Source organism: Amycolatopsis albispora (assembly GCF_003312875.1).
In the GTDB taxonomy this organism is placed as follows: Bacteria; Actinomycetota; Actinomycetes; order Mycobacteriales; family Pseudonocardiaceae; genus Amycolatopsis; species Amycolatopsis albispora.
Genome location: NZ_CP015163.1, coordinates 7007692 through 7020174 on the forward strand (window position 1 = coordinate 7007692; position 12483 = coordinate 7020174).

Annotated in this window: 13 protein-coding genes; 10 read left to right on the top strand and 3 right to left on the bottom strand. The window is 71.6% G+C overall.

The features are described 5' to 3' along the window. Positions 1-42: 42 nt before the first annotated feature. From A4R43_RS33230 to A4R43_RS33270, 9 genes are all read left to right on the top strand, one after another. On the top strand, positions 43-963 hold the full coding sequence (locus A4R43_RS33230) for a proline dehydrogenase family protein (RefSeq protein ID WP_113695700.1): 921 nt from the start codon (positions 43-45) through the stop codon (positions 961-963). Beyond that, positions 960-1781: a thioesterase family protein gene (locus tag A4R43_RS33235; RefSeq protein ID WP_113695701.1), complete on the top strand. Its 822-nt coding sequence runs from the start codon at positions 960-962 to the stop codon at positions 1779-1781. The genes A4R43_RS33230 and A4R43_RS33235 overlap by 4 nt, the downstream gene beginning before the upstream one ends. A 53-nt stretch (positions 1782-1834) precedes the next feature. Next, on the top strand, positions 1835-2641 hold the full coding sequence (gene proC / locus A4R43_RS33240; RefSeq protein ID WP_113695702.1) for a pyrroline-5-carboxylate reductase: 807 nt from the start codon (positions 1835-1837) through the stop codon (positions 2639-2641). A 196-nt stretch (positions 2642-2837) separates the two neighbouring features. After that, positions 2838-3056, top strand: a complete 219-nt coding sequence (locus tag A4R43_RS33245; protein WP_113695703.1) for a helix-turn-helix domain-containing protein — start codon at positions 2838-2840, stop codon at positions 3054-3056. A 118-nt stretch (positions 3057-3174) separates the two neighbouring features. Then, positions 3175-3276 (top strand): 30S ribosomal protein bS22, encoded by a 102-nt coding sequence (locus A4R43_RS33250; protein WP_017986394.1) that lies wholly within the window; start codon positions 3175-3177, stop codon positions 3274-3276. Between the two features lie 306 nt (positions 3277-3582). Beyond that, positions 3583-4632: an NAD-dependent epimerase/dehydratase family protein gene (locus A4R43_RS33255; RefSeq protein ID WP_113695704.1), complete on the top strand. Its 1050-nt coding sequence runs from the start codon at positions 3583-3585 to the stop codon at positions 4630-4632. Beyond that, the gene (locus A4R43_RS33260; protein WP_113695705.1) at positions 4629-5696 is read left to right on the top strand and encodes a lysophospholipid acyltransferase family protein; all 1068 of its coding nucleotides are present in this window, start codon (positions 4629-4631) and stop codon (positions 5694-5696) included. The genes A4R43_RS33255 and A4R43_RS33260 overlap by 4 nt, the downstream gene beginning before the upstream one ends. Positions 5697-5894: 198 nt before the next feature. Then, positions 5895-6203: an ArsR/SmtB family transcription factor gene (locus A4R43_RS33265; protein ID WP_205215122.1), complete on the top strand. Its 309-nt coding sequence runs from the start codon at positions 5895-5897 to the stop codon at positions 6201-6203. Positions 6204-6206: 3 nt separating this feature from the next. Continuing rightward, entirely contained in the window at positions 6207-7532 is a 1326-nt protein-coding gene (locus tag A4R43_RS33270) for an alpha/beta fold hydrolase (RefSeq protein ID WP_113695706.1), read from the top strand. A gap of 349 nt (positions 7533-7881) precedes the next feature. On the opposite strand, the gene A4R43_RS33275 is transcribed toward A4R43_RS33270, so the two are convergent. From A4R43_RS33275 to A4R43_RS33285, 3 genes are all read right to left on the bottom strand, one after another. Then, positions 7882-8868 (bottom strand): HAD family hydrolase, encoded by a 987-nt coding sequence (locus tag A4R43_RS33275; protein WP_113695707.1) that lies wholly within the window; start codon positions 8866-8868, stop codon positions 7882-7884. Positions 8869-8934: 66 nt separating this feature from the next. Next, positions 8935-9969 carry a DUF5667 domain-containing protein gene (locus tag A4R43_RS44520; protein ID WP_113695708.1) on the bottom strand — a complete coding sequence of 345 codons (1035 nt, stop codon included), beginning with the start codon at positions 9967-9969 and terminating at the stop codon, positions 8935-8937. 60 nt (positions 9970-10029) lie between these two features. Then, complete coding sequence (locus tag A4R43_RS33285; protein ID WP_113695709.1) at positions 10030-10710, bottom strand: sigma-70 family RNA polymerase sigma factor; 681 nt, start codon at positions 10708-10710, stop codon at positions 10030-10032. 216 nt (positions 10711-10926) lie between these two features. On the opposite strand from A4R43_RS33285, the gene A4R43_RS33290 reads away from it, so the two are divergent. After that, positions 10927-12477 carry an AMP-binding protein gene (locus A4R43_RS33290; protein WP_418190761.1) on the top strand — a complete coding sequence of 517 codons (1551 nt, stop codon included), beginning with the start codon at positions 10927-10929 and terminating at the stop codon, positions 12475-12477. Positions 12478-12483: the final 6 nt, after the last annotated feature.

Sequence of the window (12483 nt, forward strand, 5' to 3'; positions counted from 1 at the left end):
GGTGACTCGGTTTCGGCCGACCGAACACGTAAGGTTTCCGGCGTGAACCTCGTGCGCTCGACGATACTCGCCGCGGCAGGCAGCAACCGCCTGCGGCGGCTGGTCTCCACCGCACCGGGCACGCGGTCGGTGGTCGAGCGCTTCGTCGCCGGGGAGAGCTGCGCGCGGGCGGTCGAGGTGGTGCGCGGGCTGGCCGCCGACGGGCTCAACACCACCCTGGACTACCTCGGCGAGGACACCACCGACGTCGAGCAGGCCGAGCACACCGTGCGGACCTACCTGAACCTGCTGGACCAGTTGCACGGCGAGGGGCTGGCACCGCACGCGGAGGTGAGCGTCAAGCTGTCGGCCATCGGGCAGAAGCTCTCCGGGCGGCTGAGCGTGGACAACGCCTACCGGATCTGCGCGGCGGCCGAGCAGTGCGGCACCACGGTCACCTTCGACATGGAGGACCACACCACCACCGACGCCACCCTGGCCACGGTCGCGGAGCTGCGCCGCACCTGGCCGTGGGCGGGGGCGGTGCTGCAGTCGTACCTGCGCCGGACCGAGGCCGACGCGCTGGCGCTCGCCGGTTCCCGCGTCCGGTTGTGCAAGGGGGCCTACGCCGAACCGGAGTCGGTGGCCTTCGGCACCGCGCACGAGGTGGACCTGAGCTACGTGCGGTCGGCGAACGCGCTGCTCGCCGGGGACGGGTACCCGATGTTCGCCACCCACGACCCGCGGCTGGTGGACATCCTCGGGGAGCGGGCGCGCTGGTACGGGCGCAAGCAGGGCAGCTACGAGTTCCAGATGTTGTACGGGATCCGGCCGGACGAGCAGCGCCGGCTGGCCGGGGAGGGGGAGACCGTGCGGGTGTACGTCCCGTTCGGGGAGCAGTGGTACGGCTACCTGATGCGGCGCCTCGCCGAGCGCCCGGCGAACCTCGGCTTTTTCCTGCGCGCGCTGGCCAGCCGTTCGTGAGCGCAGCGGAAGAGGCCGTGCCGTTCGGTGCGGCGATCTCGGTCCGCTCGCTGGGCGACGGCACGTTCACCGCCGATCTGCGGCCGGAGTGGTCGATCGGCGCGCATCCGCACGGCGGTTTCCTGCTGGCGCTGCTGGCCAGGTCGGCGCAGGCGGCGCTGGCCGAACGCGGTGAGCCGCAGGCGGAACCGCTGGTGGTCTCGACGGAGTTCCTGCACCCGCCGGCGATCGGGCCGGTGCTGCTGCGCACCGAGCTGCACAAGCTCGGCCGCCGCGCCACGGTGGTCGGGGTGCGGCTGGAGCAGCGCGGGCGCAGTTGTGTCGAGGCACGGGTGACCACCGGGCGGCTGCCCACGCGGCGTCCGGAGTGGACGGACGTGCCGCCGGTGCCGGCCGAGCCGCCGCCGGGCGCGATCCAGATCGGGGCGAACACCGCCGAAGGCGCGTTCAACCTGGCGAAGGCCTGCGACGTCCGGCTCGACCCGTCGACCGTCGGCTACCTGGCCGGGCGGACCGCGGACGCGCCGCGGATCCGGCTGTGGGTGCGGCCGCGCACCGGGCAGCCGGACGCGTACTTCGCGCTGCTGGCCGGGGACGTGAACCCGCCGGTGGTGTTCAACGTGGGCCGGATGGGCTGGGCGCCGACCGTCCAGCTGACCGCGCTGATCCGGTGCCGCCCCGCGCCCGGCTGGCTCCGCGTGCAGGTCGACTGCCGGGCCATCCACGAATCCTGGTTCGACTCGGACGCCACCGTGATCGACTCGGCGGGCCGCCTGATCTGCCAGGCCCGCCAGCTCGCCCTGGCCCCCGGCCCCTGACCCGCTGCCCCCGCCGCCCGGCGGTCGCAGGGGCGCCGGTGATAATCGACGGCATGGCTGTCATCGCGGTGCTCGGAGCGGGAAAGATCGGCGAGGCCCTCCTGTCGGGGCTGCTGCACGGCGGGCGCAAGCCCGGCGAGCTGCTGTTCACCGAGCGGTACCCGGAGCGCGCCGAGGAGCTGACCCGCCGCTACGGCGTCCGCGGTGTCGACGTGCCCGAGGCCGCGAAGCTGGCCGACGTGCTGATCGTCGCGGTCAAGCCCCAGGACATCGAGCCGCTGCTCGACGAGCTGGGCCCGCTGCTGCGCCCCGAGACCCTGGTCGTCTCGCTCTGCGCCGGGCTGCCGACCGCGCTGTACGAACGCCGCCTGGCCGAGGGCACGCCCGTCGTCCGGGTGATGCCGAACACCCCGATGGTGGTCGGTGCGGCGATGAGCGCGATTTCACCCGGCCGGTACGCCACGCCCGAGCATCTCGCCCTGGTCGAGGAGCTGCTGGCCTGCGTCGGCAGCGTGGTCCGCGTGCCCGAATCGCAGCAGGACGCGGTCACCGCGTTGTCCGGCTCCGGTCCGGCCTACTTCTTCTTCCTGGTCGAGGCCATGATCGACGCGGGCATCCTGCTCGGCCTGCCCCGCAACATCGCCGAGAAGCTGATCGTGCAGTCGGCGGTCGGCGCGGCGAAGATGCTCGCGGAGACCGGCGAGCACCCGGTCACGCTGCGTGAGGCCGTCACCTCGCCGGCGGGCACCACGATCAACGCGATCCGCGAACTGGAGAACCACGGGGTGCGCGCGGCGCTGCTCGCGGCCATCGAAGCGGCCCGTGACCGGTCGGTCGAATTGGGCAAGGCGCACGACTGACCGCCCCCCGTTCGCCCAGGTGGCTGGCCAGCAAACGGGCGAATGTTGGCGATATCGGGCCTGGTTGGGGCCATTTCCGGTGACAGGCGTCGCATTAGTCTCACCTGTCCCGCTACCCTCGCTAGAAGCACGTGCGTGTCGGTACCGCCGGTGGGGAAGCCGAGCGGCGCGACACGTGTCGAAGGACGCGGTGACTATGCCGACGAAGAAGAAACAAGAGGACCTGACACCACCACGTCAGGTCCAGTTCCTGACAGTTGCCGAGGTGGCCACGCTGATGCGGGTCTCCAAGATGACCGTCTACCGGCTCGTGCACTCGGGCGAACTCCCGGCCGTGAGAGTCGGGAAATCGTTCCGGGTGCCGGAGAAGGCGGTGCACGAATACCTGGACAGCGCCTACTACGACGTGGGATGAGACCTCCCCCGCCGACCGGTGGCCGCCCGGCCACCGGTAACCTAGTAGGCCGCTCGTCCGGTAGCGCCGCAGATCGCGCCTGGCCGGGTGATCACTGACGAGAGGTTAAGGAGCACCTGTGGGCTCGGTCATCAAGAAGCGCCGCAAGCGCATGTCCAAGAAGAAGCACCGCAAGCTGTTGCGCCGCACGCGGATGCAGCGTCGCAAGCAGGGCAAGTGAGCGGCGAACCACAGGTTCCACCTGCTGTGTGAAGCATCGCGAAGCACCACGAAGCAACACAGCGAACGGCCCGTCCGGCTCAGCCGGGCGGGCCGCCGCCATTAGTGTGGTCCGTCCCCGAAACCGGTTGAGCCGCGTTAACAGCAGGTAAGACGGTCTTCCGGCCAGCCCGTCGCGGGGTAACATCGCGGGTGCGCCAGCGCGATACGGTCTTGCGTAACCAGCCGCGCACTGAGTGACAGCGTCCGGAGTTGCGGCTGTCCCGCCCGAGAGATCGATGTCCGCACAATCCCGCCAGGGGGCCGAATGCCGTCCAGAATCGTGCTCGTCACCGGAGTCGGCGGTGAGCTCGGCGGGCGCCTGCTCGCCCGGCTCGGCTGCCACCCCGACTTCGAGCGCGTGATCGGCGTCGACACCACCGCACCGGCGAAGTCCGTGCTGCAGCGCATGGGCAAGGCCGAGTTCGTGCGCGCCGACATCCGCAACCCGCTGATCGCCAAGGTCATCAGCACCGCGCAGGTGGACACCGTGGTGCACGCCTCCACCACCTGCCACCCGGCCGCCCCCGGCCGCCGGTCGGCGATCAAGGAGGTGAACGTGATCGGCACCATGCGCCTGCTCGCCGCGTGCCAGCGGTCACCGCAGGTGCGCAAGCTGGTGGTGAAGTCCACCGCCGCGGTGTACGGCGCGAGTTCCCGGTCACAGGCGGTGTTCACCGAGGATTCCGAGCTCATTCCCACCTCGACCAGCGGTTACGCCAAGGACGCGGTGGAGATGGAGGGCTACGTGCGCGGGCTGTCGCGCCGCCGCCCGGACATCATCGTCACCATGGCGCGGTTCACCAACCTGATCGGTCCCGAGGTGGACACCGTGCTCTCGCGGTACTTCTCGCTGCCGGTGGTGCCGACCGTGTTCGGCTACGACGCGCGGATGCAGCTGCTGCACTCCTCGGACGCACTGGCCGTGCTGGAGCAGGCCACGCTCGAGGACAAGCCGGGCGTGTTCAACGTGGGCAGCGAAGGGGTGCTGACGCTGTCGCAGGCGATCCGGCGGGCCGGCCGGGTCGAGCTGCCGATGCCGCGCGGGGTGGTGCCGTCGGTCGGCAAGGTGCTGCGCGGGGCCAAGCTGGTGGACTTCTCCGCCGATCAGGTGCGGTTGCTCAATTTCGGCCGGGTGGTGGACACCACCAAGCTGAAGCAGGAATTCGGGTACACCCCGCGATGGACCACGCGGGAAGCTTTCGACGACTACGTACAGGGTCGCGGGCTGCGGCCGGTGCTCGACGGCCCGCGGCTGGCCAAGCTCGCCGGGAAGGTGGCCGTCGCCGCCGCCACCGGTCAGGCCGGCGGGCGATGAGCCGCGCGGACGGGGTCAGGGACAGAAGGGAAGGCAGGGCGCAGGAAGTGACCACGAGCACGAGCGCGCAGGTGATTCCGCTGCACGGACCGGGTCGCGAGAAGGCCCCCGAGCCGACGGCCGCCAGGCCGGAAGGCGCCGCGGAGGAAGCGACCCGGCTCGCCGACGCTCCGGTTTTCCCGTTCCCGAAGGCGCCGGCCCCGGCGGTCGCGGCTGACGAGGCCGAGCTACCGGACGCGCTGGTCACCCTGCTCAAGTTCGTGCGCAACCGGCTCACCGGCGACTACACGGTGGACGAGTTCGGCTTCGACGTGGAGCTGACCGACGCGCTGCTGATGCCGCCGTTCCGCGCGCTGTACGAGAAGTGGTTCCGGGTCAGCACGCACGGTGTGCACAACCTGCCGGTCGAGGGCGGGGCGCTGCTGGTCAGCAACCACTCGGGCACCATTCCGCTGGACGCGGTGATGACCGCGGTCGCGGTGCACGACGAGCACCCGGAGCACCGGCACCTGCGCGGGCTGGGTGCCGACCTGGTGTTCCGCATGCCGCTGGTGGGTTCGCTGGCGCGCAAGTCGGGGCAGACGCTGGCCTGCAACCCGGACGCGGAGCGGCTGCTGCGTGCCGGTGAGCTGGTCGGGGTGTGGCCGGAGGGCTTCAAGGGCATCGGGAAGCCGTTCTCGTCGCGGTACAAGCTGCAACGCTTCGGCCGCGGCGGCTTCGTCTCGGCGGCGATGCGGGCCGGGGTGCCGATCATCCCGTGCTCGGTGGTCGGTGCCGAGGAGATCTATCCGAAGATCGGCGACATCAAGCCGCTGGCGCGGCTGCTGGGGCTGCCGTACTTCCCGGTGACGCCGTTCTTCCCGCTGCTGGGGCCGCTGGGCGCGATCCCGCTGCCGACGAAGTGGCACATCGAGTTCGGCGAGCCGATCCGCACCGACCAGTTCGGCCCGGACGCCGAGGACGATCCGATGCTGGTGTTCAACCTGACCGACCAGGTGCGCGAGTCGATCCAGCACACCCTGTACCGCCGCCTCTCGCAACGCCGCAGCATCTTCCGGGACTGACTTCTTCGCGGGCTGCGCGCCTGAAGATCGACGGCGTGGACCACGTGTCCCGGTGCTGGTGACGCCGCCTGCCACCGGTACCGCGCTCGCCTGCCGCAACCAGCACGCTCGTCTCGAGCGCCTATCTCGTATATGTACTTGCGTGTATATGTGTCGCGGTATATAGTCACTGGTGTGGCCAGCAAGGTGCAACAGCGGATGACAGCGATCTCGGAGCCGAACCGGTTCCGGATCGTCGAACTGCTCAAGGGTGGCCCCCGGTCGGTGGGCGCCATCGTGGACGCGCTCGGCCTCGGGCAGCCGCAGGTGTCGCGGCATCTGCGGCTGCTCGCCGAGGCGGGCGTGGTCGACGTGACCAAGCAGGCGCAGCAGCGCATCTACCACCTGCGCCCCGAAGCGATGCGTGAGCTGAGCGACTGGGTGGCGGGCTTCGCCGGACTGTGGACGGCGCGGATGGACCGCCTGGGCGCCTTCCTCAACGAGACAGCGGACCAAGAGGGGGATTGACCAATGCCGGAAGGCATCACGATCGACCGGGCACGCAACACCGTGCACATCAGCCGGACCTACCGGTCGGGGCTCGGCCGGGTCTGGTGGGCCTGGACCGACGCCGAGGCGATCAGCCAGTGGTGGGGGCCGGAGGGCTGGGCCGCCACCGTGTACGAGATGGACGTGCGGCCGGGCGGGCGCTGGCGGTTCCGGATGGCGCCGGCGGACGAGTCGGCCGATCCGGTCCGCATCGTCGCCACCTACGGGTCCGTCGTGCCCCGCGCCGAACTGTCCTATGAGGACACATTTGCCGACGAGACCTGGGAGGCCGACGGCACGGGGACGTTCCCGACCACCGTCACCTTCACCCCAGCGGACACCGGCTGCACCGTCGAGGTGTCCGCCACCTTCCCCGACGCCGCCGCGCTGCGGCGGGCCGTCGAACTCCAGATGGCCGAAGGCTACGCCGAAGCGCTCGACCGCCTGGCCGACCTGATCGAACCGAAGACTTCCGAAGGAGCAACGACCATGTCCGACAACATGTCCACCCTCACCTCAGCCGACGGCACCACGATCGCCTACCGGAAGACCGGTTCCGGCCCGGCGATCATCGTGGTCAGCAACGTCGCCGAGGACCACACCGGCGTCGCGGGCCTGGCCGCCGCGCTCTCCGAGCACTTCACGGTGATCAGCTTCGACCGCCGCGGCCGCGGCGCCAGCGGTGACCCGCAGCCCTACGACCCGGCACGCGAGATCGAGGACATCGCCGCGTTGATCGAGGTCGCGGGTGGCTCCGCGGCGCTGACCAGCGGGTCCGGCGGCAGCGGGCTCACGCTGGACGCGGCGAGCGCGCTGGGCGGCAAGGTGACCGGGGTCTACCTCTACGAGCCGCCGTTCATCGTCGACGACTCGCGGCCGCCGGCCCCCGCCGACTACGTCGAGCACCTGGAAGCGCTGGTCGGGGCGGGCAAGCGCAGCGAGGCCGTCGAGTACTTCATGACCAGGATGATCCGGGTGCCCGCCGAGTACCTCCCGGCGATGAAGGAGGACCCGTCCTGGGACGAAATGGCCAAGTACGCGCACACCTACGCCTACGACGCGCGGATCCTCCGCGGGCTGCAGGAAGGCAAGCCGTTGCCCGCCGACCGGTGGTCCATCGACGCGCCGATCGCGGTCTCCGTCGGCAGCAACGGGGAGGACTTCATCCGGGCGGGAGCGGCCGCGCTGGCCGAGACCCTGCCGAACGTCACCGTGCTGACGCTGCCCGGCCAGGACCACTCCGCGTTCTGGATGGCGCCGGAGCCGGTGGCGGAGCAGGCGCGGGAGTTCCTGCTCGGCCGAGGCTGAGGCCCACGGCGCAAGCCTCGCGGCGGCTGCCGACACAACGGCAGCCGCCGCAGCCAGCGGTGCAGGCTTCGTGGTCGGCGGGGCGGCCTGGTGACTCGGCGGCGGGGCTCGCGGTCAGCGGTGGCTGGTACCTCAGCGGCGGCCTGCGGTCTGCGGTCAGTGGCGCAGGGCCCGCGGTCGGCTGTGGCTGGCGGCCCAGCGGCAGCCTGCAGTCGGCGGCGGCCCGCGGTCTGCGGTCGGTGGCAGGGCTCGTGGTCGGCGGCCGCGACCCAGCGGCGGCTGCCGACGCAGCGGCGTGAGGCTCGCGGTCGGCGGCGCGGGTGTGGTGGGTGGGGCGTGGGCTGGTGGCTCAGCGGCGGCGGTAGGCGAGCCCCGCGGCGACGGCGCCCGCTACCGCGCCCGCGCCCAGTACCGAAGGCACGCCGATCTTGGCGGCCTTCCGCCCCGTGCGGAAGTCGCGGATTTCCCAGCCCCGCGCCCGCGCCACCTCGCGCAGGCCCGAGTCCGGGTTCACCGCGACCGACGTGCCGACCGCCGACAGCATCGGAATATCGTTCGAGGAGTCGGAATACGCCGTGCAGCGGCGCAGGTTCAGGCCCTCCCTGGCGGCCAGCGCCCGCACGGCGTGTGCCTTCGCCCGGCCGTGCAGCAGGTCGCCGACGAGCCGTCCGGTGTAGACGCCGTCCACGCTTTCGGCGACCGTGCCGAGCGCGCCGGTCAGGCCGAGGCGGCGCGAGATGATCGCGGCCAGCTCCACCGGCGTCGCGGTGACCAGCCACACGCGCTGGCCGGCGTCCAGGTGCATCTGCGCCAGCGCCCTGGTGCCCGACCAGATCTTCTCGGCCATCAGCTCGTCGTAGATCTCCTCGCCGACGTCGACCATCTCCTGCACCGTCCGACCGGCCACAAAGGACAGTCCCTTTTCCCGGTGCGACTTGATGTCGTCGTGGTTCTCGCGCCCGCCGACCCGGAACTTCAGCTGCTGCCAGGCGAATCCGGCCAGGTCGGAGGTGGTGAAGAAGTTCCGCGAGGCCAGCCCGCGGACGAAGTGGAAGATCGACGCGCCCATCATCATCGTGTTGTCCACGTCGAAGAAGGCGGCGGCGGTCAGGTCCGGCGGTGCGGCGGCGGCCGGCGGCTCGGCCCGGCCGGCCTCTTCCGGCCCGGCGACCGGCTCCGGCGCCACCTCCCCGGCGGCCAGTTCCTGCGCGGGCACGGTCAGCACGGCGGAAGGAGCCTGCTCCATCGCGACGGCGGCCTCGGCGGAGGCTTCACCAGCCATTTCCGCGAGCCGCTCCAGCTCCTGACTCTTATCCTTGCCACTCCACCGCGACACGCTCACCGCCTCCGATTTTGTGCGGAACGCCTGTGCACAGGGTAGCGAGCCGGAGTGGCCGACGGGTTACCAGCCGACCCTCACCTCGGGCAATCCCGGCAACAGTGGGGGAAGTCTCAGCAGTTCGCCAGGTGGCGGCGGGATTACCGGCGGACGCGGCCGCGTGACGGGAGGTGGCACTTCGGTCACGGGCGGTGCCGGTGCCTCGGGCACGTCGAGCACCGGCGTGGCGGTCTCCGGGCGGTTGTCGACGGGCGGCGTGGCGACCGTCCGCGACTCGCCCCGATCGACCGGCACCGCGGGCGGCTCCTCGGGTTCGGCCGGTGGCGGACCCGGTTTCGCGCAACCGCCGGTGGCGGGCAGCGCGCCGAGATCGTCGTGCCTGCCGGAGGTGATCTGGTAGCAGCTCATCCGCTCGGCGAGCGCGGCCGCGCGCTCATCGACCCGGCCCACCAGCGCGACAGCGTTGTCATGGGCGACGCTCGCGCCCTCGGGCACCACGGGCCGCAGTTCGGCCAGCAGGCGCGACTGCTCGGCGGCCCAGCCCCGCAGGCCGGACAGCTGCGCGCCCGAGCTGCCGGTGGCGACCGCGGTCAGCTCGGCGGTGCCCTCCCGGGTCGCCTGCGCGAAACTTTCCAGCGTGGCGCGGAATTCGGCGGGACCGCGCCCGCGGATCTCGCGGAGTTCGGCCAGCCGGGCGCCCGCGTGGTCGAGGCGCTTGCCAGCGCGGGCCTCGTCGTCGAAGGTCAGTCCGACCGTGGCCGTCTCCCCGGCCAGTTTCATGCCATAGAGGGAATCCCCGGGCAGCGAGTCCGCGGCGAGCGCCACGCCGAGACTGCCGACGCCGACCAACCCGGCCAGCCCGCCCGCGAGCACGGGACCCAGCCGCCGTCGGCGGCGCGGCTCGGGCACCACGGCCGGACGCGCTTCGATGGCGGCGGCGATGCGTTGCCTGGTCTCCGGGCCGGGTGACGCCGCGTTGCCGAGCCTGCGGAGCTGACCGACCAGGTCCAGCTCACGCCGGAACTCGTCGTCGTCCGACGACGGGTCCTCGACGGCGCGCGCGAACCGGTCGTGCTCGCGCTCCCACGGCAACTTCACGGCTGGCTAACGAACAGCCGATAACGACAGTTACGGCGTACCCGCCAGTATCAACCGGGACTACCGGAAACCACTCGGCAGGAGCTGGGCCAGCCGCCGGACCGCCCGGTGCTGCAACGCCTTGATGGCGCCCTCGTTGCGGTTCATGATCTCCGCCGTCTCGGCCACCGAAAGCCCCTGCATGAACCGCAGCAGAATGCATTCGCGCTGGTCGCTGCCCAGTTCGTCGATGCAGCGGAACAGCTCGGAGTTGGTCGCGCGGCTGATCACCTGCTGCTCGGGACCGGCCGGGCCCGGCGCGGTGGAGCCGGTGAACGGGCTGGCCCCGCCCTCGGCGACCTCGTCGGTGACCACCTCGAGGCGGAACCGGCTGGACTTGACGTGGTCGAGGATCAGGTTGCGGGCGATGGTGACGAACCAGGCGCCGACGTCCCGGCCCTGGTAGCTGACCGAGGTGATCCGGCGCAGCGCGCGCAGGAAGGTCTCGCTGGTCACGTCCTCGGCCAGGTCGCGGTCGCCGAGGCGGAAGAGCACGTACCGGAAGACCATGTCGACGTACCGGTCGTACAGCTTGCCGAAGGCGCCGGCATCACCCTGCTGGGCGGCGTGCACGAGGTCCCACGCCTCGGCCTTGACGGCTTCGGCCCTGGCGGCACGCTGCGCGGCGAGGTCGCCGCGGGCCGGCACGCTCGTGCCGATGAGTGCCCCCGAACCGCCGGCCACGGCGACTTGCAGGCTCATCGATTCGCACCTCCCAGGCCCCATCGGCAAGGCGTCGGCTGGTTCCCGAGTGATCAAGACCACCCTCAGGACCAGTGCAGCATACGTGTTGTTACCGCGAAGTAGGTAGTGGTGTTCCCGTGACGTAACGGGCGGGACCGCGCTTTATCCCCGCTTCGGGGGATGGGGATGACAGACTGGTTACGGTGTGAGTGCGCTCGCGGAAGGGGTTGGGATTTGTCGTCCGAACAGGGGAATCACCAGGACCACCAGTGGTCGTCCGGCACCGCGGGCAACGTCTCGGAGCTGGTTTCGGCGGCCGCCGGACGCCGCCCGGATTCACTCGCACTTATCGATTCAGGAACCGAGCGGCGGCTCACCTGGGCACAGGCCGACGCGGCGGTGAACGCCGAAGCGCGGCGCCTCACCGAGGCCGGACTGCACCCGGGTGATCGGGTGGTCGTCCGGCTGCCGACCTCGACCGCCTTCGCGGTGACGTTGTTCGCCGTGGTGCGGGCCGGTGGCATCGCCGTGCCGCTGTCCCCGCAGGCCCCGGCCGCCGAGATCCGGCCGCTGGCCGAGCACTGCGGTGCCACGCTGGTGGTCAGCCACGACCCGGACGCCGAGGAACTGGCGGACGAGGTCACCGTGCTGCCCGCACCCGACGCCACCGGAGAGGCGGCCGAGCCGGTCGCGCCGGTGGGCAGCGGCGAGGACATCGCGGTGCTCTCGTACACCTCGGGGACCACCGGCCCGCCGCGTGGCGTGATGCTGTCGCACCGGGCGCTCCTGGCCAACGTCGAGCAGCTCTCGGCGGTGCGGCCCGCCGTGCTCCAGGCTTCCGACCGGGTGTTCATCGCGATCCCGCTGTTCCACGTCTACGGGCTGGGACCCGGCCTGCTGCAGGCCGCCGCGGTGGGCGCCACCGTGGTGCTGTCCGAGCGCTTCGACGCGCGACGCGCGCTGGCCGACTGCGCCGAGTTCCGCGTCACCACGATCGCCGGGGTGCCCGCGATGTACGCCGAGTTCGCCGCGCTGGACGCCGACGAACTGGGCGCCGGGCTGGCCACCGTGCGCCGGATGACCTCGGGGGCGGCGCCGCTGCACCCCAAGGTGCTGGCCGCGATCCGGGCCGCCACCGGCATGGACGTCTACGAGGGCTACGGGCTGACCGAGGCCGCGCCCGTGGTGACCACCACGCTGGTCACCGGCTATCCCAAGCCCGGCTCGGTCGGCCGTCCGCTGCCCGGCATCGAGCTGCGGCTGGTGGACAGCGACGGCACCGCCGGGCCGGTGCCGTCCGATCCGGACGACCTGGTGGACAGCTTCGACGAGGAGGACGGCGGCACCGGGCTGGTCGCGCTGCGTGGCGCCAACCTGTTCTCCGGGTACTGGCCGGACGGCGCGCACGGGCCGGACGCCGAGGGCTGGTTCCGCACCGGCGACGTCGGCTACCTGGACACCGACGGCGACCTGCACCTGGTCGACCGCGCCAACGACCTGATCATCGTGAACGGGTTCAACGTGTACCCGAACGAGGTCGAGTCGGTGCTCACCGAACTGCCGGAGGTGATCGAGGCGGCGGTGGTCGGCGTGGTCGACGAACGCAGCGGCGAGGCGGTCAAGGCGGTCGTGGTGGTCGCGCCGGGTGCTTCGCTGTCCGCGCAGCAGGTGGTGGACCACTGCGCGGGCAAGCTCGCCGGGTACAAGGTGCCGCACAGCGTCGAGTTCGCCGACAGCCTGCCGCATTCGGCGACCGGCAAGCTGCGCCGTCTCCGGCTCCGGTAGGAAGGT

Bases quoted from the DNA above. Each gene is read 5' to 3' on its own strand.
- A4R43_RS33285 (WP_113695709.1), bottom strand. From the start codon at position 10,710: ATGAGCCTGCAAGTCGCCGTGGCCGGCGGTTCGGGGGCACTCATCGGC.
- A4R43_RS33265 (WP_205215122.1), top strand. From the start codon at position 5,895: ATGACAGCGATCTCGGAGCCGAACCGGTTCCGGATCGTCGAACTGCTC.
- proC (WP_113695702.1), top strand. From the start codon at position 1,835: ATGGCTGTCATCGCGGTGCTCGGAGCGGGAAAGATCGGCGAGGCCCTC.
- A4R43_RS33260 (WP_113695705.1), top strand. From the start codon at position 4,629: ATGAGCCGCGCGGACGGGGTCAGGGACAGAAGGGAAGGCAGGGCGCAG.
- A4R43_RS33245 (WP_113695703.1), top strand. From the start codon at position 2,838: ATGCCGACGAAGAAGAAACAAGAGGACCTGACACCACCACGTCAGGTC.
- A4R43_RS33255 (WP_113695704.1), top strand. From the start codon at position 3,583: ATGCCGTCCAGAATCGTGCTCGTCACCGGAGTCGGCGGTGAGCTCGGC.
- A4R43_RS33270 (WP_113695706.1), top strand. From the start codon at position 6,207: ATGCCGGAAGGCATCACGATCGACCGGGCACGCAACACCGTGCACATC.